We start from the raw sequence: 19200 nt of genomic DNA, 5'->3' as shown, positions 1-19200 counted from the left end.
AACTTATTTTGGTGTGGTCCATTTCTTTCGGCGTACGTAAAGACTACCGATATTGATGATGATCACTACGCCAAGCAAAACAACCACGATTGGTACCCATGTTGGGTAAGTGATGGTGTAGGTCGCTTGTTCATTGATTTTCTTGGCTTCCTCTTCACCAATCGTAAATTCTTCCTCCCATGCCCAAGTGTTTTCTCCTGAATCCGCTTTAACCGATAATGTGTAGGTGCCGGGTTCGATGGGATCGAGGCCCCAGTTGGTAGCAAAGTCGAATTGAGAATTTGGAGCCATACGCATATCATTGGTTGTTCGTTTTCTCAAGACTTCCTGCTCACCTTTTCTACGCAGCTTGGTTTCAACCTTCAATTTTTTCAAAATCTTCGGCTCAGGATTTTGCAGCCGAGCTTGGATCACTCGTTTGCCTTGGTGGACGGTGGGTTTGACTTGTAATAAGTTAAGGGAGCTGCCGTCTGCGTAGTCAATTTCTTCGTCCTCGGTAATCATTAAACCTAATCGGTAACCAAAAGCAGATGAAATGCCAGATTGTTTTTCTTCTGACTCGCTGCTGGTGGCACAGATAGCAGCAATTTTTACTCCAGAAAAAGATTGTTCCGGCGGTTTGATCGTAATGGTAACTTCTTTAGTTTCAAGTTTTTCTACTGTAACTTCTTCTTCAGAGACAGTTGAAATATCTTCTAGCGAATCCACCAATGTTTCATCCCGCTTAACATCCGTTCCGTCGTAGTCCATTACGCCATCTTTATTCGTAAATGCATCGCTCACCTTAATTGTTACCTTGCGAGGGTCTTTCATAGTACTTCTGACCTTCAACGTAAGGGTTTGTTCTTCACCAGGTTTTACTGCTATATAATAGTAGCTTTTTGATTCATCCACCTGGGTACTAGGCAGAACAGGTTCTACTGTAAATCCAATGTCTGTTTGTTTTTCCTCTTGATCAATTTTCTTTTCTCCAATGACGGAAGAATCTTCACCATGAGCGACTTCAGACAGAAGAAAAACTGGTGACAACAGAGAAAGAAGACAGAAAGAGTGAACTATTAAAGAAAAACAGCTTTTTTTGATAGTTTCTTTCACCGACTTATTCATTAGACTAGCTCCTTAACTAAATGAGAGAAGAGAATCGAACTTCTCTTCTCTCATTGAATGATTTCTTTTATTGCATAATTGTATTGTTCAAAGTCCATGTAATTGTTCCGCTAAACTCTTTGTTTGCATAGCTTGTAGGTGCATCTGGAACCATGATATCCATACCGTCTACTGGAATTGCAAAACCTTGTGTGTCACTAGAAGTGGTATTTGCAAAGGCTTTAGTTGTGCCATCGGTAGTAAGTACTGTTCCAGGACGGGCTACAGTCACTGCCGTTGTTGCTGAACCTAATGTTCCTGGATCTGTAGGGTTAGTTCCAGCTGTCCAATCTAGTACAGGAGCTGCCGAATTGATTGTGATCTCTGCATCGTCAATTACATCTGATCCGCTTACTAAAGTTGAAGCTGCAGCAGTTACTTCCCATGCTTGCCCTGCTGCACGACCATCATGTACTTTAACATATCCAGAACCTTGTACAGTAGCACTTGCTGTATGACCCGCGCCAACTTCCATACTTCCGAAGTCTGCGTGTGTTGGAATAGCTCTTAATTCTAAGGCTGTTGGGTCAGTTGTCGGAGGTGTTAAATCCGCATTAAATTTCACTTTCACAGCTGTATCTGGAAATGCCGCAAACGCCTGTGTACTCCCAACAACAATCCCACCTAACATCGCAACGCTAGCCAAACTAACTAGCATTTTTCCTTTCAAACTCTTCATAATAAAACTCTCCCTTTTTTTTATATTCTAAACAGAAGAAAGCCTTCTGATTTAGCAAAATAATGTCTTTCTGATATAATGGAGAATAGATGGTTCTACGTTTCACCCGCAAATCGTATTATTTTTTCCCAGTATTAGTTAGAACAGGAAAGGTTCCTGAGCCCTTGTGCCGCAAGGGGTTTAGCGGCTGTTGACGGCTTTCTGACGATGATGGGGATTTTTTTGTGTGCTCTCATTAATGATTTCCAGCTGCTGAATGGCCTTGCGTTTTTCACTTAAAAATGAGTTGGTGTAAATGTCCAAGGTCATCTTGACCGAGCTGTGTCCCAAGAGCTCGCTCAAGGTGGTCACATTGATGCCTGCTTCCAGACAACGCGTAGCAAAGGTATGCCGCAGCGCATGGAAAGGCAGATTCTCGATCCCGCTTTTCTTCTTTACTTGTTCGAAACGGTAGCGAACTGTACGAGGATCGATCGGTTGCCCGCTCTTTCCGGCAAAGACAAAGCTGCTTTCCGCTGTTTCTTTCTGCTGCTGGAGCAGCTGATAGAGCCGTTGGGTCAGTGGAATCATCCGTCTGCTGGCCTTGGTCTTAGGTGTTTGCAGGACCAGCTGGGTCTTCTTGCCTACCTTGATCCGCTGCACGATTTTCTGTATGTGAATCGTGCGGTTTTTCCAATTGATATCCTGCCATTGCAGTCCCATGATTTCGCTGATCCGCATTCCGGTATCCAGTGCGATGATGATCGGCAATTCCTTTGGCGTCAGGCAAAATTCTTCAATCAGACTTTGATCACTTTGAGAGAAGGAGCAGACGGTGCCCTCGACGCTTTTAGGCAATTGAACGGCTTTGGCAGGGTTTTGATGGATTAGATTCTTATCAAAAGCCAGCTTGATCCCTTGCTTAAAGACACGAAAAACGGCATGTACCGAGTTGATACTCAGCTGATCTGTTAGGTCTTCCACCCATTCCTGAATCAGCTCTTCAGTGAGATCGGAAAGCAGATGATCCATAAAAAAGGGATAAATATGATTGAGTGCTTTGCTTTCGTAGCTTTCCAAGGTAGTTGGTTTTACTTGCGTTCGTTTAATTTCCAACCAATTAAGGAACCACTCGTTGACAGGCTGACTTGAGGTACGGTGCTTGCCATAGTCGAGATAGTTCTCACGATGGGCCAGCTTGGCTTCAAAGAGCAGGCGTTTGGCTTCATGGTATTTGCGATGATAAATGGAGCCGTAGATGATTCGGCCATTGGGCTTACGGCCTTTGATATAACGGCCTTCCCAACGACCGTCCACCCGTTTTGATAAATTGTCTCCAGATCTTGCCATGGTGTCGACTTCCTTTCTGACGGCGAATTTGACGGTTCTCGTTTCACCCTTTTTTTTCGTTTTATTCAATTGTTTCTAACTGAAAAGTTGTGAAAAAATGATTGAGCATTCTACCAAAAAGTACATTTGGCAGCCTATCGAATACTTTTTTTATTTAATTTAAAAAAAGTAATTGATTTTTTATGTGACTATCGTTAGAATAATAGGTGAGGAGAATGGAACGTTTATAATCTAGCTGCATCACCTGCTGCTTAGTACTTTTCTCACGATTGAGCCGATTGTGGTTGGAACATTTTTCCTGTTCTAACTAAGTATCGGAAAAACAATTCTTGAAAACAAATAAGCCTCACGTCCTGCTGTAAGATTACTTTAGCATGACATGAGGCTTATTTTTATTACTTGTAAAAATTGAACTAGTTTCTTGTCAAAATTAGTTTTCGAAAATAGTTAATTCAATCGTAAATGTGTGATTCCCCCACTGAAATTGATTTTCTCCATGGTATTTTTCCACAATTCGTTGAATACTCTTCATTCCCAGGCCGTGATTTTTACGGTCTTTTTTGCGGGTTGTGAAGGATTGATGCTGGCCATCAATACTATTTTCGCATTTTAGTGCGAGGCTGTGGTTTTGCAGAATCATCTGGAGCTCAATGAAGCGATCTAACTCAACATAGCTGCAGGCTTCGATGGCATTGTCCAGAATGTTACTAACCAATGTCGTGAGATCGGTGTCGTCGATAGCAATTACAGGGGTTAGTTTAATCGTAAAGTGACAGGCGATCCCCAGCTTTTCGGCCTGGCGAGCTTTGTGACCTAATAGGATATTGATTGTTTTATGAGAGGTATATTCTGGATATTCGGCTATCACTGCCTCCTCCAGCAGCTTATTTAACTGGACGTGGGCTTGGGGGTAGTCCCCCTGCAGCATGTAGCCGTTGACGACAATCAGCTGATTTTTCATATCGTGTTTCAACATGTGGATGGTTTCCTGATAGCTCTCCAGCGCTTCGTAATGTTCCTGAAGCAGCAGATGTTTTTGTTCGTTTAGTTCGTGTTGATGGTTCTTTTGATTCACTCTTTCCGCCTGCTTGAAGTAGATGTAACAAAGAATTAGCAGCATCAACAAAAAGAAGACCAAGTATGGATCGGTGCTGAAGCTGGCAATTACCAGGATCGCTGCACAGACACACACGATGAGCAATTGTACGATCACCATTCTAACAGGAATATCATAGGCCTTTGGCTTTCTAAATTTCCGAATAAGAAAAATCACCAGAACAGCTACAATCATGAAGCCTTCACTGGTGGCCCAGCCTTCTTGTTGAATCAGGGTGGCCTGCTCTGGACCGAAGTATTCGAGAATCAGCAGCCATGAAAAGGTATCATAAAGCAGCATTACCAGATAGATGACCGCAATCGCTGAGACTTTCAGATAGAATTTGGCATGAAAGTAATGCAACAGGATTAAATAATAGACGATGATTAAAGCTAAATTGATGACGGTTCTCAGCACACCTGCCTCCATCTCGCTAAGAGGAATACCTAACGCGATTAAAACCAGGGTGCTGAACAGGATGATCAGAATACTACTGGGTCGTTTGATTTTTTCTTTGACTGGAAAAGTAAAGGAAAAAATCGTCAGCATCACCAACGGAAGTAAAACGAAGGAAATCAGATAGGTTATTAGGCTGGATTTAGGCATAAGCATGTCCTTAGATACTCAACAGCTGCGTTCGGTAATTCTGATGGAACGCGCTGTGGTATCGTTTACTGATTGGGAGCAATTCACCATCTTGCATAATAACCTTCTTGCTTTCCACTCTCAGGAAATAATCGACATTCACTAAATAAGACTTATGTATCCGCAGAAACGTCGACATTCCCAGCTGTTCCTCTGCTTCGTCTAGGGTACCATAATATTCGTATACTTTTCCGCTAGTGGTATGGATGCTTACCTTCCTGCCTTGGCTGATGAAGTAGGCGATCTCCGCCGCAAAAAGGGTGTAACGCCGCTTGCGAATGATAAACTGAAAGGTTCGCTTGCTTCTGATAAAATGTTCCTTTGCCCGCTTGAGCACCTCTAGGACCTTCTCTGGCTGAAGCGGCTTGATAATAAAATGAAAGGCTGCCACATCGAAGGCTCGGGGCATTTCTTCTTCATGGCTGGTGACAAAAATAATCAACGCCTGGCTATCCTCTCGGCGGATCTCAGCCGCCAGACTAAGGCCGTCTATTCCCGGCAGCTCAATATCCAACAGGTACACCTGAATCGGTTCTTCCAACGCTTTCCGCGCCGCTAACAGCTCCTCGCCACTGTAATAAACATCACAATTATACGATTGACCGAAGTCGGCAAAAGCTGCGTCAACATAATCTTCTAACTGTTGGCAAAAAAATTGATCGTCGTCGCATATAATGACATTCATATTAACTCCCCCTTATCCCCTATAAATATTTTATCATGTTTCAAATTAAATATTTAGCTTTAGTTTTGCAGTAAACAACTTTTTTGTTCTAAATTCCACTTTCGATTTTGTTTGAAATAATTTTAAAATAAGGTACAGAAACCAAACTGTCTGCTGCATTGAGGGCCGCTTTCGGATCGTCTTCGTCTTTTCGCAAAATCGCCTGTATTCTTGCGGTTGCATGCTTTCCACAAAGACTAGCGTTTCCTTGATTGGACAACAAAAAAGAGGCATTAGACAACTGATCTGTCCAATACCTCTGACATAGCAAAATAAGCCTGCATCCCCGTGACTTCCCCGTACCAAAAAAAGACTAGCGTATAGCGCAAATTTTGGGTACAATAAACACGTTGATGCTCTGCATCGACTATGGCAACTTGATTGGTCAGTTGAGGCTGACTTTTCAAGGCCCTGTATGCTTAGTTGGCGCTAAGCTGCAGGGTGCCTTTTTTATTTGGTTTCTGTACGCTTACATTGTATATAAAGTTGCGAAAGAAAGCAATCATTATATGAGAATTTGATGGGATTTTGGCTAATATTGATTTTTAGAGAGTTATATATTTGTTTTTTCGTAGAGACTGAGGATTTCGGTCTCTATTTTTTGTGGCTTTAGGTGAATCGTCAAATTCTTGGATGCGGGTGGCCGCTAACTTCGGGGTTTGTTTTTTAAGAACCTTGATTTAATAGCATTTTTCAAATGGATCTCTTAGAGGGATAAAATACCTACTATCAGCTATTGCTTTTTTTCAGGATTTTACTTATCGTTTTATTATCGGGCAAAACCAGCCACTTTCCTGCTGGTCAAATTCAATCAAAGGAGCAAATCAATGAGATCAATAAGATACTATCGCGATGATGTTAAAAGAATGGTCTATCTGTTTAAAAACGCCGAGGGAGAAACGAGACGCACTGTCCTTGATCATCCCCACAGGTGTAATGAGAGTAGCAACGACCAACTTCTTGAATTTTTTGAAGAAATAGCGATCAACCAGATGGAGGACTTTCATTTATATCAAGTCATTGTCGAAACCAAATTGTTCAACTTCCATGGAAGAAGCATCTTCGAGGGGCACAACTAGAAGGGAAACCCGACGAGGATATTTCAGAATTACGGGAATTTCTGGGGCTTTAGAGAAATCAGACAGGACAACACTGAAGGTTATCGAAAATTGAAGGATGGTCAAAACGCTGAATAATCATGGTCTAGCTGGTTGTTCAGGAGACATTGTATAGAAAGCTTTTTAGGATTTGTACATCCAGCTGCCCGCTTACACTTATCTAGTGTTGAGCGGGTTATTTGTTGTGGAATAATCGCATGAAATCATGAGAAATGCCAGAATAGGCTAAATTGTTTTATTGCTGGTTAGGCTTGATCTAACAAGGTATCCCTGCTTAGCTAGTATTTTTTTATGCGGAGAAGTTCAAATTTTTTTCGTATCGTTTAGGCGGATTTTGGTGATTGTAAAAATTATGAAATCTGTCAAATCAACTTTTTTCAGAAAACGGGCCTTTTAAACGATGTGTTTTCGGGTCTAAACGTGCTCTATTCTTTTTTTGGGAAATGGATTATCGTTTAGTCAGCGGTCGAGGTGATGATTGTCTGGATTAAATAACATTGAGGTAGTTGGTCGGGGTAAGTGCTGGTTGGCTAGAAGATGTGGAATTTTGGTCAATTCCCTTCTCTTTTCGCTAGTAAATGACCCCTTCTCAAAAAAATTTGAACTTTTTTTAGCGTCATTTTGAAAACGACTTTTTCGTGATTATCGTTGGTATTACTGGGTTTTCATGATGTGTTACATGGTGTTTTCATCAAAATACGGGTTTCAGGAATTCAGGTGCGACTTAGACATGCGTGCTTTCTGAAAACAGTTGATTTAATGGGATTTCTAAATTTTTGCCCTTGAAAAAAGTGTCTAAGTCGCAGGTCTAGTGCGTAAGTCTGCTATGGACTTTCTTTGCGGAATTGTGTATCTTTTAGGCACCAGCTGGGTAATAACACGAAAATAAACGACAAGTAAAAAAACAACAAGGGAGTGTTGATGGGGAGAAATAATTTGGAAAGCTAGTGGATCTGGAATTAGCCGCTGCTGATTTAGAGCTGCGACTACGTACGGAATTTGGATGTACTAGTTGGGCAATGTTTGTGGATTTCTAATGACTTGCTGTCTATCTGTGGAGTATCGATCATGGCTATCACTCGATATTGAAATAGCTGCATCTGGCCTAATTGAAAACAGCTCACTGTTTAGAGGTCTATTGGATGGATTGAATAACACTTTTAAGGTGGATCGGCTTAATGGCTGGTCAGTCAGATGCGATAGAATTATGACGAATTTCCAAGTCTACTCGCTGATATAGGGTCCCTATTCTGAAAAATTTGAACTTTTTTTATCCCTTCTTTGAAAATGTCATTTCCGGGATTAACGTTGGTATTACGGGGTTTTCATCGCTTATTTCATGACGTTTTCACGAAAAAGTGAGTTATACGTTTTTTGGGAGTTATACCTGGAAGTGTTTTCTGAAAAGAGCTGATTTAATAGGATTTCTCATTTTTATGTTTGAAAAAAGAGGCGTATAACTCACTTTTTGGGGGTATAACTCCTATAGAATTTTTTCTCAAGATTATGTATCTTTTAGGCACCAGCTGGGTAATAACACGAAAGTAACGGACAAGTAAAAAAAACAAAGGCGTGGAAAATGTGGCGGTTTACTAGAACCCTTCCCAACGATTTCGCTAACTTTTTTAAACGCCTCTAATTTTATAGATTTAGGTAGTCCTAATTTTAGGAAATGCTGTTAAATCAACATTTTGGTTTTTTTATCCCGAAAATTAAAGCGGTTTTTTGAAAATTAGCGGATTTGCTGAATATTGGAAAATCGTTTATCTTTCAAGTATCGATCGATAAGGAAAAGAAAAGGAGAAAAACAATGGTCTATGGAAATAAACACGATGTAACAAAAATCTCCTTACTGTACAAAAACTCAGAAGGAGAAACTAAACGTATGGTCCAGCGTCATCCTGAGTTGGCTCAGTTTCCGTGTCGGGAACAATTTCAGATTCTTGAAGAATTAGGTCGCGCTCTGAAGTTCGACTTTCAATTGTATCGAATGGAGATAGAAACCGCTTTGTTTGTCGTCCCTAGAAGATCTATTTTTGACGAATACCAAAAACCAGAAACAAATTAATCCCGCTCGCCAGCTTTAGCAGAATCGCGCGCTTCTGTAAAGCTGAGCTTCCAGAAAACACTATAAAAAAGGAGAAAAACATTATGGAAAAACAACCTTTCACACCACAAGAAATTTTCAACTTGAAATTAGAGACCGTCGAGAATCGCCTAATGAACTTTTACGAGGAAACGCAAAACAGCTCCACCACAATTCAGCTGGTGCTGGCTTTACGGGTCCGCTACCAACTAGGGGCGGAGGAATTTGCTTTGGCCTTAAAAGACTTAGTTAGATACTTGTTCAAACGCACCAAGGCCAGCCGCACTATGAAGCGTTTCTTTTATTATTTCGTCGATTATTTTGATGCCAAAGAATGGAAAATGCTGCGCTTGAAGCTCTTCCCTGTTAGAAATTTTATCGAAAAAGCTAAGTCTGCCGTGAAGTCGCAAATTGCTAAATTCTTGCCAACTGAAACTGCTGTACCTTGAGAAAGATAAATTATTGTCCGTCACCCCTGCAAAAAAATTCGAAAGGAGCTTATCGTAATGATTAAACTAGCTAGTACCTTCCTAAACAGCGAAGGGAAAAAGCATACCCTGAACATCAAAAATCCCGACGTTGAGAAAAGCCCGGAAGAAATCCGTGAAGCCTTAACTTTGTTAACAGAATTAGATATTTTTGAAAAAGACGGCGTGGGCTTGTTTGAAGAAGTTGTCAGTGCCAAGTTTGTCGAAACTGTTGAAACACCGATTTTCAAACTAGGAGAATTTTTCGGCGATGCCGATCAACCGATTGTGTTGAACCAGCCGCAATTGAGCTATTATTCAACGGTTCCTGAATTAGACGTACCTGTTGTCGAACTAAACACCGAAGAATTGGAGGAAAAAGAAAACCAGCAGCTGGCAGAATTATTAGCCCGCAGCACGACTTATCAAGAAATGCCAAGTGTACCGGAAGTATCCCTTTCTATCCCTGAAAAAGAAACAATCGAGGCGGTACCAGATGATCCGTTGGACGAGCCGCCGTTAGACCAGCTTGATGAGCCGCAGACGAGTTCCCCTCATCCGCTGAAGGAACTATTCCGGCGCAGGAATCGCCGCAAAGAGAAACGACGACAGCGGGAAAATCCACCTAACCCACCGGCTGTCTAACCCCTTGTAAGATCGATCAATTGCCTAGGAGATTGATCTGGTTATGCAAGAATGTTCTCTGCTGAAGGTGGAAAATCGTTCTTTGACAATTACATACAAATTCTGGTTCAGTGCTTTTCTTTTAGCCAAATGGTTAAAAAATCGGACTTACGCCTGAATGGTGGACTGAGGAACTTTGGTATACTTTTTAGAGACAATAAAGTGTTCAAGAGAGGATTAGGTAGAATGGAAGTTTGGCGAGTTGGTCTAAAAGTAATTATGTGGGTGCTTATCATTTATTTCGTTTGCAATTTTATTATGGAGAAAATCAGCTATTCCTTTTACAAAAAAGCTGACAAGGTAGAGGAAGTGGCGCTCTCCCCGGTCAAGCTGGATTTCAATCAACCGTTAACTGGCTACGGCTGCAACCTTGAGGCTGATTCTGGCCAGCTGATCTTCTATTTTGGCGGTTCCAATGACATCGCCTATAACTCCATTGCAAAATATGGACAGCACTTCGACTGCCCCATGATTTCCGTCGATTATTACGGAACGCAAGACAGCGAGGGCAAAATGAATCTGTCCACCATGCAAAAATCTACCACCGATGCCTATGATTGGATTGCTGAAAATTATCCAGGTAAGGAAATCATCGTTATCGGACACAGCTATGGCTCGGGAATGGCTGCATATGTTGCAAGCCAAAAGCAATGTGCTAGTCTCGTCTTAATGGCCGGCTACCGCGATGTCTCGGATCTGTACAACAAAATTCTACCTATTTTCTGGGGACCGGCTAAGGTATTTATTTCCAACAACATGCGGGTGGATCAATATGCGAAGAACGTGACTTGCCCGACCTATGTCCTTGGCTCGACTGCAGATAAAACACTTGATGCAGCGTTGCAAGCCAAGGTGGCTGCCTGCTTTGAGAATGCCCAGCTGAAAATTTTTGAAGGTGTAAAGCATGAGGATTTCTTTACTGAGGAAGTGGTGGCGTATTTTCAGGGTGCGGTGATCTAGCAGGTACGTTTCTACGGGTTGGAGTTTCGATAATGTATATTAAACAAAAAACAGAACGCCTGTTCCCTTTTCGTTCCAATTGTATTATACTATAAAGAAAAAGGGAGTGACTGAGATGATTGTCGAAATTACCGAGGATGATATTAGGAGCGTCGGTGCTGTGTTGAGCGCTCAGATGATTGATAAAATTGATCGTATTTGGAGTGGTGCTTTTGGAATTTCCGAAGCCGCTGATCCTATTGAAATTCTAAGAACCTTATTCCATTTATCCCAAGACAGCAATTCTTCTGACGGTGTAATGGCTGATTCTTTTGCGGCTTTTTTGGAAGTGGAAAGCTATGGTTTATTATATAAAAAACTTTTAACCGGCAAGGATTACAGCGGGTATCTTGAAAATGGTTCTATCGGAGAGTTTTTGGCATAGTGTGGTGAATAGTTTTTGACTAACAAGAGAAGTTTCGCGTCGGTGAACCTGAAGCTTCCCTTGCATACCTTGCTTTTATGCGCTCACTAGCCTGATCCGACAGGCTGCTTGCCGTAGCTATTATTGAGATGTAGATAAAGCGTTCATTCTTTTGCTATGCCGAATACAGAAGATTATCATAACAATCAACGCAGAAAGTATGAGTATGTGTTCAATTACGTGGTACAAATCGGGGATATATCTGCTGTAAGATTCGATTATTTTAATTGTTCCTTTGTAATATTCGATTTTATCAGTCCCAATTCCTACACCCGCGATTGTAAACGACCAGTGACTAAAGAATTGCATAACAAACCACATCAAAAGCCATATGGTAAGCAGATACTTTCCGATGGATTCTTTGAAAATAAACAGCAAGAATAATCCGATAAAAATCAGCATAAAAATGCCATCTTCTCGCCAGGCTTGGCTGACTAGTGTCTTTCCTGCTAGTTCAAGTCCAGTCATATCAAGCATAAACCAGATCAATAACAACCCATTTATTCCTATCGCATATTTCTTTTTCATTCGTTCTCCTTTATTTATAAATCAAATGATAAATTCTTGAGACGTTAATTCCGCATTGTCATGTTAGCATTGTTAACCCGGGTTTACAATACGTTTAATTTTTTTGAACTATCAGAACTATTTTTATAATTTGGTTGTATGGTCTTTTCTTTGTTAAGGCTTCAATCTTTGTTGGAAGTGATTTTACTATACTGATTGTGACCATCCTCTGCTTTTTTCGTCGATTGACTTAGAATGCCAGAGACTCTAAAAAATAGACAATTGTACCTCCTCTGTCCATAAATGAACAGCTAGACAGAAATTCCCGATTGTTCTTCTTCCTTTTAGCCTTAAACTGATTATAGTAAATAATGTTAGGATGGTTGGAAATGACAAGAACGGTATTGGTAACAGGTGCGACTTCAGGTATTGGATTCGCTTTTTGCGAAGCATATAGCAAGAAGAACTATCAGATTATCTTAGTTGCTCGCTCGCAAGAAAGGCTGCAGTCACTCTCAAAACAGTTAACTAAAAACTATGGTGTTCAAACTTTCTTCTTTGCAAAGGATTTGTCGAAAGAAGGTGCTGCTTTTGAATTATTCCAAGAGATAAAAGCTGCAAAGCTCAAGGTGGATATTCTGATTAATAATGCCGGATTTAGCAATACCGGTCTCTTTACTTCTCTTCCTTTAGAAAAAATCCAGCAGGAAATGACCCTAAATATTGTTAGTCTGACAAAGTTGACTCATCTATTTTTAGACGAAATGAAGCAGCAACACTCAGGTACTATTATCAATCTTGCTTCCATTGCATCTTTTTACCCTGCTCCTTATGAAAGTGTTTATGCTGCAACTAAGGCCTACGTACTTTCTTTCAGCGAAGCACTGCAGTATGAGTACCAAGAATTCGGGATTCGCGTTTTAGCAGTTTGTCCGGGATATACAAAAACCTCATTTTTTGACGGCAGAAAGTTGCCTTATACGCGCGCTAGAAACCCAGAAATGGTAGTAGCTACCACCTTAAAATCTTTGAAAACCAAAAAGATCTCTGTCATTGACGGCTTTGGAAATCAGCTGCAATTTTTGCTTTCACGATTGTTGCCGCGCAAACTCATGTTAAAGCTTACCGGCGATTCGGGTAAAAAAGCTTGGGCTGATGGTTAATATTTTCAGCACTCAAACTTTACTAACAGCTGATGAAGCATCTCAGATACTTGTTCCATCGATAGCTCCAAGTCAGAAGTCAGCCATTCTTCCAATACGCCGATCATGCCCGAGACAATAAATAAGGCTTCGATCTGTTCGTATGGAGAAATCTGCTGGTAACAATCATCCTGCAACACCTTTTCTTTGAAAATCTCTTTAATCTTGTATAAGACATTGCCGTTAGCGTTGGATTGGATGAGCAGAAGGAAGAGTTCTTTTTTCCCTTCAATATATTCAGCAATCGCCTCAGTTACTGATTGCATGCTTGAAGAAGTCCTATAAGGAGCGTGCTGATCGAACAGCTCCACCAGCTCGTCGTAAAGCTCTTTCTCCAGCTGCTCATACAGATCATAGATGTCTTTGTAGTGCAGGTAAAATGTCCCTCGTCCCAGATCCGCTCGTTCTGACAATTCTGAGATGGTTATTTTGTTCAAGGATTTTTCATTTAACAATTCAATAAATGCTTGGTGAATCGCTTTTTTTGTTTTTATCGTTCGTCGGTCCGCCATAGTTCGCTCTTTTCTGAACAGTTCGTCAAAGAGTGTCTATTAACTAACAGTTTCTCCCTGATTGACGATAGCTCTTTTTTTCGCCTTCAGTATAATGTACACAAGAGCATTAATCAACAGCTGTTCATTAAAATATTCGAGGTGAGTGTATGATTTTATATTTTTCAGGTACAGGAAATAGCCGTTATATTGCGGAGCTGCTGGCTAGAGAACTGGACGATGAGCTGCAGTCCATGAATCAATTAATCAAAAAAGGAGAACCTGTTAAGCTTTCTTCTGATCGTCCTTGGGTGATTGTTTGCCCAACTTATGCTTGGCGGCCACCAAGGATCGTGACGGAATTCATTGAGAAAAACCGCTTTGTCGGCAATCGGAAGGTTTATTTTTTGCTGACCTGCGATACCAATACTCTTAATTCCATCCATTATGTCCGGGAAACTTGTCAGAAAAAAGGCTGGGAGCTTATGGGCTTTGCGGAGATCATAATGACGGATAATTATATCATCATGACCAAAAATCTCCGGCCAGAAGCTGAAATCCAAAAGCGCTTAGCCCATGCCGAAAGAGAAGTCCGGACGCTGGCAACCTTGATGGCAAACAGCGAGCGTCTGCCTCCCTTCTGTAAATCCGGTGGAATCGTTGGGAAAATCAGTGGCAGCCTGGTGAATGACTTCTTTTATCGGGTTCTCATTGACGGAAAAGGGTTCTATGCCACGGAGGACTGTATCAACTGTGGGAAATGTACGGCTATCTGCCCTTTGAACAATATCAAGGCTGAAGCCGGCAGGCCCACATGGGGTGGTAACTGTACCCACTGCATGGCCTGCATCGGAATTTGTCCGGTTCAAGCGGTGGAGTACAAGAACAAAACAAAGGGCAAGAAAAGGTATTACTTGAAGAAAAGAGCAAGCAAGCTCTGATATGTCCACGACAAATAAGGCACGGACCTGCGATGCTCCGCGTGTCCGTGTCTATTGTCTTTTTTTTAAGTTAATGCTAATGCTGCTAATAGTTGTGCTCTAGGTTCCTGATCGCTGTGCAGCCTTTATTTTCACAGTGAGGTTCTTAATCAAGTGAATGTGACTGACTTTCACCGTTCTCGAGCTTGTTTACGATATAGTTTGCGTGTCTTCTAATTTTGTCCCTATAGGAGGGTGGTGAAATGACTTCAAGGTCTTTCCCTAGTCCTAAAATAAGCGAGAAGGTTACTAAGCTGCTTTCTTGAATCGTCACCTTTTTGACAATAAATTCTTGTGTCTCTTCTACTACTGATCCACTAAAATACTCTTCGACTGTTGGGGCGATCCGACTGGGATATTTGATGACAATCGTTTGTCTAGCACGCTCACATTTCTGCTGGTAGTCTTCCAGCAACCTTTCGGCCTCATACTCCATGGTGAAGACTTGTTCGCTAATGACTACGTTTTCTATTTTAGTCAACTTAACTAATGTGTACTCTTCTTGTGCTGTGTCAAAGCCAAAAAGATACCAGTCATACCACTTATAAAGCAGCTTGATAGGATGCAGGTTGACTTTTCTTGACTCGTTTTGACTCTCAGTATAATCAAACTCAATTATTCGTTTGTTATTGACGGCTCCATTTAACTCAGCAATCAACTGAGTCAATTGATCTTTAGTTTTGATGCCGGAAAAATTGATATCGATCATCGGGTCACCACCGTTGCTTAAAAATAGCGGTTTTAGCTTCTCGTAGGTTTTATTAACTTCCTCTTCACCATAGACTGCCTTCAGTCTTTCTAAGGTGAAGAGTCCATACTCAGCATTACTTAAAGGCATTGAAGTAGCTTCCTGCTTAAGGGAGTAGCCGCCCTTATAGCCAGCTTCCGAACGAATCGGTATGCCTATCGATAGTAAACTGTCGATGTCTCTGATAATTGTCCTCCGAGTTACGTGAAAATGCTCTGCTAATTCTGAGCCGTTTACACTCCCCTTATTTAAAATGTAAAGCGTGATTCCTAATAATCGTTCAATCTTCATTTCGCCCAATTCCTTTCACATTTCTGCCGGTTGCTTCGCTAGGTCTTTAAGCTTTGTTGGTTGTTGTGGAGCTGCAAAGGCTAAAACTATTGCAGCCCACATCATTTAATCTTATTTTAATCTTTACACTGCTTAGATTAAATTGTATACTGAAAAAAAAGGAATTGCAAGGAGGTCTAAATGGGTAAAACAACTTATCATCATGGGGACTTAAAGGAAAAGTTGATTGAAGAAGGGCTTAAGCTGTTGGACACCTGCAGTCTGGATCAGCTGTCCTTAAGAAAAGTTGCCGTGAAATGCGGCGTCAGCAATGCTGCGCCCTATGCTCATTTTAAAAATAAAGAAGAATTCGTAGCGGCGATGCAAGATCATGTTATGGACACTTTGGCGACGATTTTGAAAAAAACATTGGCAGAAAATCAAGGGGACCCCACAATTTTAGCCAAGCTGGGAGAAGATTACGTCTTCTTCTTCCTGGACAATCCGTTGTATTATACTCTTTTGTTTACACGGGGAAGTTTAGTCTTGAATTTTTCTTTGAATACTGAAACCAAAACCGCGGTAGAGCCCTTTGAAATTTTGAAGGAAACTGCAGCTGAACTTTTGTCTCCACATTTTTCGTCAGCTGACATTCAAGATAAGGTATTGGCGATGTGGGCCCTCGTTCAAGGTCTAGCCGGCATTGCAATCATGACTGACCCTATCGATCGAAGCTATTGGGAAACGAAAATCAGTTCTTGCATCGCCGCTTTGTCCATTAATTAGACAGCCGCTTTTGGAAGGGAATTTACTAGGAGGAAATAATGAAAATTGTTTATGGGGCAATCGTGCTGATTGCGGGAATCGCTGGATTTTTTGGTATTCGCTATTTAGTCAAAATTAGAAATTACAAAAACCAAGTCGCCAATCTGATCATCAACGAAGCGGATCTGTCCGCTGTAAAAGACGGCACTTATCTAGGAACCTGTGATGTGGATGTCATCAAAGCCACCGTTCGAGTTGAGATCAAGGAACATCGCATCACTAAAATCAAGCTGTTGGAACACAAAAATGACCGGGGAAAAGACGCTGAAAAAATTATTGACCGCATCCTTCAGCAGCAAAAACTAACAGTTGATGCCATTTCCGGCGCAACCAACTCCAGCAAGGTGATTCAAAAAGCGATTGAGGAATCTTTGAGAGGTTAGTGTGAATATTTTTCATACAAAAGAAACTGGCATCAAAATCAGAGACGATTTTGATGCCAGCTTCTTTGTGTTTCGCTATCTTTATTCTAGAACAGCCGCTTCTTTTTTACTGAAGCTCTTCAACCCGCCTTTTTCCTTCATAGTAATCAGGTGAATCACCACGAATACTAGCGTAAAGGCTAGTAAGATTAAGGACTGGTGCAAGAACTCCTCTTTAAATGCTTGATTGAAATTAACTGTGCTGCCAATCAATTCATTGTTTTGTACAAACCAATACGTTGGCGTGAAGGCTGCTATTTTATGAACAACATCCGGCAACACCTCTGAAGGGACAAAGACACCGGTGACAAAGCAGGTACCCATGATCAGCACATTGTTGATCCCGCCGACGCTTTCGCTATTGGTAAGCAAGCTGGAAAACAGGATCGAAAAGCTGACCATGACCGAAAAGAAGAGCAGACTGTTGACGATAAAGTAGCCGGTTACCTCATTGAATCCACCCTTCGTAGCGAAGACAACGAAAGCTAGAAAAAGTATCAAACAAACGGCTGCATAACCAAAGCTGCCTAGGGAAATTGCTCGCGACAGCTTCCGGCGAGAAATCGGTGCACAGCGATTGCGATCACGAATGGATTTGCGATTGAACACTAAGTTGATGGCTGCGTAGCCGGAAAAAATGGTGACAAACAGTCCGTAGGCTAGGAGATTATACACCGTCCCCTTGGTTTTTTGACTCTTCTTCTGATGATAGGTCTGATCAAAATGAACCGTTCCCTCTTCATCCAAGGTATCCTTTGTTAATGTGACCAGGTCAGCTTTGCTGGCGTTTGGCATTTTACTTTGGAACGTCGCATAGGTATTTATGAAATGATCAATGGTGGTATTGACTAAGGTTTTAGAAAACGTACTAGGCTTCGTCTGGCTTTGGACTTTTACTGCTTTTCCAGCAGCCATATCGGCTTCTAAATTTACCGGAATGGTCAAAACGTATTCCGCTTCATCGAAATAGACCGCGTCATCAATGCCTTTTTGACTGGTATCTTTTAAGGTTACCAGCTCATGCTGCTTCGTCAATTGATCGACTAAAGCACGACTGGTCTCAGATTTGTCATTATCAAACACGGCTATTTTTACGCCGTCTAGTTCATTGGGGGTATTGATCATTTGGCTTGAATAGAAAATGGTGATGATTCCCATAACAATCACGCCAATTAACAGAGAGCCTTTGTTTTGTTTCAAAATTTGAAGTATCGCTTTAAAGATGTTCATATTGTGCCTTCCTTTCGAAGAAGTAATTTAGAAATACAAACACAACCGCAAATCCGCTTAACCAGAGTAAATTCAGATAAAATGGTTGCAACGAGTCGTAATAAAACAGCTGATACATGCTGTCGCTGATTAGATTGACAATATTCAGTCGGCCTAAAAGCGGAAGATTGGCATCAATCCAGTATTTAATCGATTGTGATCCCATCATACCGGCAAAGAAACTCATCGCCATGGAAATCGCGATGCCAAAAGAATTCTTCTGCTGATAGGTCCACTTGGTGAATAGATTGCCGATCAAGGTTCCAAAGGAAATAGAGGTCAAAGAAGCAATCGCGTAAATTAATAAGATATAGAGCCACCGATCCCCAAAGTCTACTTGGTAAACAAAACGAAAGACCGCCAGGATGATTAGGCTTTGAATGTAGAACAAAATATAGCTGGCGATTAAATTGGTCACTGCAACGATCAGCTTGTTTTTAGGAATTAAGCACAAACGAATGCCATTGGCTGATTGATTGGCCTGCTGATCGTTAGAATTTTTCAGTCCCCACATGAAGCCGTACATGATGGACACAGCTACTAAGGTAAAGAAGTAGAAGGACTTGACGCTATAGCTGTCTGCCTCCTGGATATCCTCCACATGACTTCCTTCAATAAACAAATCCTGCGATAGCTCTTGCGGCTGGATACTTCCAGATGCCAACAAGGATTCAACTTCTGCTGTCTTTTGCACGTATTGATTCAAAAATTCTTTTAAAATCGTCTGGGCAACGCCTGTTTGACTAACCGATAAGGTGATATCGTCTGGCGTGATTGTGTAATACCCGGAAATATTGTCGGCAGCCAATTGCTTCACGGCTTTTTCCTCACTCAATCGCTGTCCTTTATAAATCGAAGTACCATCATTTTTTATCGAAAACAGCACTTCCTCAAAGTCTGCTGTTTTCTCTTCATCAGTCGAAACAATTCCTACCTTGGTTGTTTCTAGTTTACCCACTTCGTCAAAGCCGCCAAAGGCAAAATTAAATAGCAAGCCTAAAGCAATCGGAAAAGCCAACGTCCAAAACAGCAAGGTTCTATTTTTCAGCAATACCTTTAGTCGGTAGGCTATCATTCGTAAAAACATCT

Annotated in this window: 19 protein-coding genes; 9 read left to right on the top strand and 10 right to left on the bottom strand. The window is 41.3% G+C overall.

Annotation, left to right across the window (positions count from 1 at the left end; translation table 11 throughout):
- Window positions 1–3: 3 nt before the first annotated feature.
- From JZO70_RS12025 to JZO70_RS12005, 5 genes are all read right to left on the bottom strand, one after another.
- Window positions 4–1107: a WxLIP family cell surface protein gene (locus tag JZO70_RS12025; RefSeq protein ID WP_207673816.1), complete on the bottom strand. Its 1104-nt coding sequence runs from the start codon at window positions 1105–1107 to the stop codon at window positions 4–6.
- Between the two features lie 67 nt (window positions 1108–1174).
- Entirely contained in the window at window positions 1175–1804 is a 630-nt protein-coding gene (locus JZO70_RS12020) for a WxL domain-containing protein (RefSeq protein WP_207673815.1), read from the bottom strand.
- A gap of 201 nt (window positions 1805–2005) precedes the next feature.
- A complete protein-coding gene (locus tag JZO70_RS12015) occupies window positions 2006–3154 on the bottom strand; it encodes a tyrosine-type recombinase/integrase (RefSeq protein WP_207673814.1) in 1149 nt (382 codons plus the stop codon).
- A gap of 430 nt (window positions 3155–3584) precedes the next feature.
- Window positions 3585–4856, bottom strand: coding sequence for a GHKL domain-containing protein (locus JZO70_RS12010; protein ID WP_207673813.1), 1272 nt, complete (start codon window positions 4854–4856; stop codon window positions 3585–3587).
- Window positions 4857–4866: 10 nt separating this feature from the next.
- The gene (locus JZO70_RS12005; protein ID WP_207673812.1) at window positions 4867–5580 is read right to left on the bottom strand and encodes a LytR/AlgR family response regulator transcription factor; all 714 of its coding nucleotides are present in this window, start codon (window positions 5578–5580) and stop codon (window positions 4867–4869) included.
- 2967 nt (window positions 5581–8547) lie between these two features.
- Between JZO70_RS12005 and JZO70_RS12000 the strand changes: the two genes are divergently transcribed.
- The 5 genes from JZO70_RS12000 (at window position 8548) to JZO70_RS11980 (ending at window position 11358) form a co-directional block, all read left to right on the top strand.
- Complete coding sequence (locus JZO70_RS12000; RefSeq protein WP_207673811.1) at window positions 8548–8805, top strand: hypothetical protein; 258 nt, start codon at window positions 8548–8550, stop codon at window positions 8803–8805.
- 83 nt (window positions 8806–8888) lie between these two features.
- Complete coding sequence (locus JZO70_RS11995; RefSeq protein WP_207673810.1) at window positions 8889–9272, top strand: hypothetical protein; 384 nt, start codon at window positions 8889–8891, stop codon at window positions 9270–9272.
- Between the two features lie 57 nt (window positions 9273–9329).
- Complete coding sequence (locus JZO70_RS11990; protein ID WP_207673809.1) at window positions 9330–9935, top strand: DUF2922 domain-containing protein; 606 nt, start codon at window positions 9330–9332, stop codon at window positions 9933–9935.
- Between the two features lie 225 nt (window positions 9936–10160).
- Window positions 10161–10934 carry an alpha/beta hydrolase gene (locus tag JZO70_RS11985; RefSeq protein ID WP_207673808.1) on the top strand — a complete coding sequence of 258 codons (774 nt, stop codon included), beginning with the start codon at window positions 10161–10163 and terminating at the stop codon, window positions 10932–10934.
- A gap of 115 nt (window positions 10935–11049) precedes the next feature.
- Window positions 11050–11358 (top strand): hypothetical protein, encoded by a 309-nt coding sequence (locus tag JZO70_RS11980; protein ID WP_207673807.1) that lies wholly within the window; start codon window positions 11050–11052, stop codon window positions 11356–11358.
- 120 nt (window positions 11359–11478) lie between these two features.
- Here the strand turns inward: JZO70_RS11980 and JZO70_RS11975 are convergent, their stop codons facing one another.
- Window positions 11479–11925, bottom strand: coding sequence for a hypothetical protein (locus JZO70_RS11975; protein ID WP_207673806.1), 447 nt, complete (start codon window positions 11923–11925; stop codon window positions 11479–11481).
- Between the two features lie 368 nt (window positions 11926–12293).
- Between JZO70_RS11975 and JZO70_RS11970 the strand changes: the two genes are divergently transcribed.
- Entirely contained in the window at window positions 12294–13067 is a 774-nt protein-coding gene (locus tag JZO70_RS11970) for an SDR family NAD(P)-dependent oxidoreductase (RefSeq protein ID WP_207673805.1), read from the top strand.
- A 5-nt stretch (window positions 13068–13072) separates the two neighbouring features.
- Here the strand turns inward: JZO70_RS11970 and JZO70_RS11965 are convergent, their stop codons facing one another.
- Window positions 13073–13618 carry a TetR/AcrR family transcriptional regulator gene (locus JZO70_RS11965; protein ID WP_207673804.1) on the bottom strand — a complete coding sequence of 182 codons (546 nt, stop codon included), beginning with the start codon at window positions 13616–13618 and terminating at the stop codon, window positions 13073–13075.
- A gap of 149 nt (window positions 13619–13767) precedes the next feature.
- On the opposite strand from JZO70_RS11965, the gene JZO70_RS11960 reads away from it, so the two are divergent.
- The gene (locus JZO70_RS11960) at window positions 13768–14538 is read left to right on the top strand and encodes an EFR1 family ferrodoxin (RefSeq protein ID WP_207673803.1); all 771 of its coding nucleotides are present in this window, start codon (window positions 13768–13770) and stop codon (window positions 14536–14538) included.
- Between the two features lie 145 nt (window positions 14539–14683).
- Here the strand turns inward: JZO70_RS11960 and JZO70_RS11955 are convergent, their stop codons facing one another.
- Window positions 14684–15616 (bottom strand): helix-turn-helix transcriptional regulator, encoded by a 933-nt coding sequence (locus JZO70_RS11955; protein WP_207673802.1) that lies wholly within the window; start codon window positions 15614–15616, stop codon window positions 14684–14686.
- 180 nt (window positions 15617–15796) lie between these two features.
- Between JZO70_RS11955 and JZO70_RS11950 the strand changes: the two genes are divergently transcribed.
- Window positions 15797–16381, top strand: a complete 585-nt coding sequence (locus JZO70_RS11950) for a TetR/AcrR family transcriptional regulator (protein WP_207673801.1) — start codon at window positions 15797–15799, stop codon at window positions 16379–16381.
- Window positions 16382–16419: 38 nt separating this feature from the next.
- Window positions 16420–16803, top strand: coding sequence for an FMN-binding protein (locus JZO70_RS11945; protein ID WP_207673800.1), 384 nt, complete (start codon window positions 16420–16422; stop codon window positions 16801–16803).
- Window positions 16804–16884: 81 nt separating this feature from the next.
- Here JZO70_RS11945 and JZO70_RS11940 read toward each other — a convergent pair whose 3' ends face one another.
- Together JZO70_RS11940 and JZO70_RS11935 are read right to left on the bottom strand one after the other, a co-directional pair.
- A complete protein-coding gene (locus tag JZO70_RS11940; RefSeq protein WP_207673799.1) occupies window positions 16885–18072 on the bottom strand; it encodes an ABC transporter permease in 1188 nt (395 codons plus the stop codon).
- Window positions 18059–19198: an ABC transporter permease gene (locus tag JZO70_RS11935; protein WP_207673798.1), complete on the bottom strand. Its 1140-nt coding sequence runs from the start codon at window positions 19196–19198 to the stop codon at window positions 18059–18061. The genes JZO70_RS11940 and JZO70_RS11935 overlap by 14 nt, the downstream gene beginning before the upstream one ends.
- Window positions 19199–19200 lie beyond the last annotated feature (2 nt).

This window comes from Candidatus Enterococcus moelleringii (genome assembly GCF_017377575.1).
Classification (GTDB): Bacteria; Bacillota; Bacilli; order Lactobacillales; family Enterococcaceae; genus Enterococcus_A; species Enterococcus_A moelleringii.
The sequence above is the reverse complement of the archived record's forward strand: the minus strand, read 5'-3'. Positions and strand labels throughout refer to the sequence as shown.

Bases quoted from the DNA above. Each gene is read 5' to 3' on its own strand.
- JZO70_RS12005 (WP_207673812.1), bottom strand. From the start codon at position 5,580: ATGAATGTCATTATATGCGACGACGATCAATTTTTTTGCCAACAGTTA.
- JZO70_RS11990 (WP_207673809.1), top strand. From the start codon at position 9,330: ATGATTAAACTAGCTAGTACCTTCCTAAACAGCGAAGGGAAAAAGCAT.
- JZO70_RS11970 (WP_207673805.1), top strand. From the start codon at position 12,294: ATGACAAGAACGGTATTGGTAACAGGTGCGACTTCAGGTATTGGATTC.
- JZO70_RS11945 (WP_207673800.1), top strand. From the start codon at position 16,420: ATGAAAATTGTTTATGGGGCAATCGTGCTGATTGCGGGAATCGCTGGA.
- JZO70_RS11955 (WP_207673802.1), bottom strand. From the start codon at position 15,616: ATGAAGATTGAACGATTATTAGGAATCACGCTTTACATTTTAAATAAG.
- JZO70_RS11980 (WP_207673807.1), top strand. From the start codon at position 11,050: ATGATTGTCGAAATTACCGAGGATGATATTAGGAGCGTCGGTGCTGTG.
- JZO70_RS11935 (WP_207673798.1), bottom strand. From the start codon at position 19,198: ATGTTTTTACGAATGATAGCCTACCGACTAAAGGTATTGCTGAAAAAT.
- JZO70_RS11950 (WP_207673801.1), top strand. From the start codon at position 15,797: ATGGGTAAAACAACTTATCATCATGGGGACTTAAAGGAAAAGTTGATT.
- JZO70_RS12025 (WP_207673816.1), bottom strand. From the start codon at position 1,107: ATGAATAAGTCGGTGAAAGAAACTATCAAAAAAAGCTGTTTTTCTTTA.
- JZO70_RS11965 (WP_207673804.1), bottom strand. From the start codon at position 13,618: ATGGCGGACCGACGAACGATAAAAACAAAAAAAGCGATTCACCAAGCA.
- JZO70_RS11940 (WP_207673799.1), bottom strand. From the start codon at position 18,072: ATGAACATCTTTAAAGCGATACTTCAAATTTTGAAACAAAACAAAGGC.
- JZO70_RS12015 (WP_207673814.1), bottom strand. From the start codon at position 3,154: ATGGCAAGATCTGGAGACAATTTATCAAAACGGGTGGACGGTCGTTGG.
- JZO70_RS11995 (WP_207673810.1), top strand. From the start codon at position 8,889: ATGGAAAAACAACCTTTCACACCACAAGAAATTTTCAACTTGAAATTA.
- JZO70_RS12000 (WP_207673811.1), top strand. From the start codon at position 8,548: ATGGTCTATGGAAATAAACACGATGTAACAAAAATCTCCTTACTGTAC.
- JZO70_RS11985 (WP_207673808.1), top strand. From the start codon at position 10,161: ATGGAAGTTTGGCGAGTTGGTCTAAAAGTAATTATGTGGGTGCTTATC.
- JZO70_RS12020 (WP_207673815.1), bottom strand. From the start codon at position 1,804: ATGCTAGTTAGTTTGGCTAGCGTTGCGATGTTAGGTGGGATTGTTGTT.
- JZO70_RS12010 (WP_207673813.1), bottom strand. From the start codon at position 4,856: ATGCCTAAATCCAGCCTAATAACCTATCTGATTTCCTTCGTTTTACTT.
- JZO70_RS11975 (WP_207673806.1), bottom strand. From the start codon at position 11,925: ATGAAAAAGAAATATGCGATAGGAATAAATGGGTTGTTATTGATCTGG.
- JZO70_RS11960 (WP_207673803.1), top strand. From the start codon at position 13,768: ATGATTTTATATTTTTCAGGTACAGGAAATAGCCGTTATATTGCGGAG.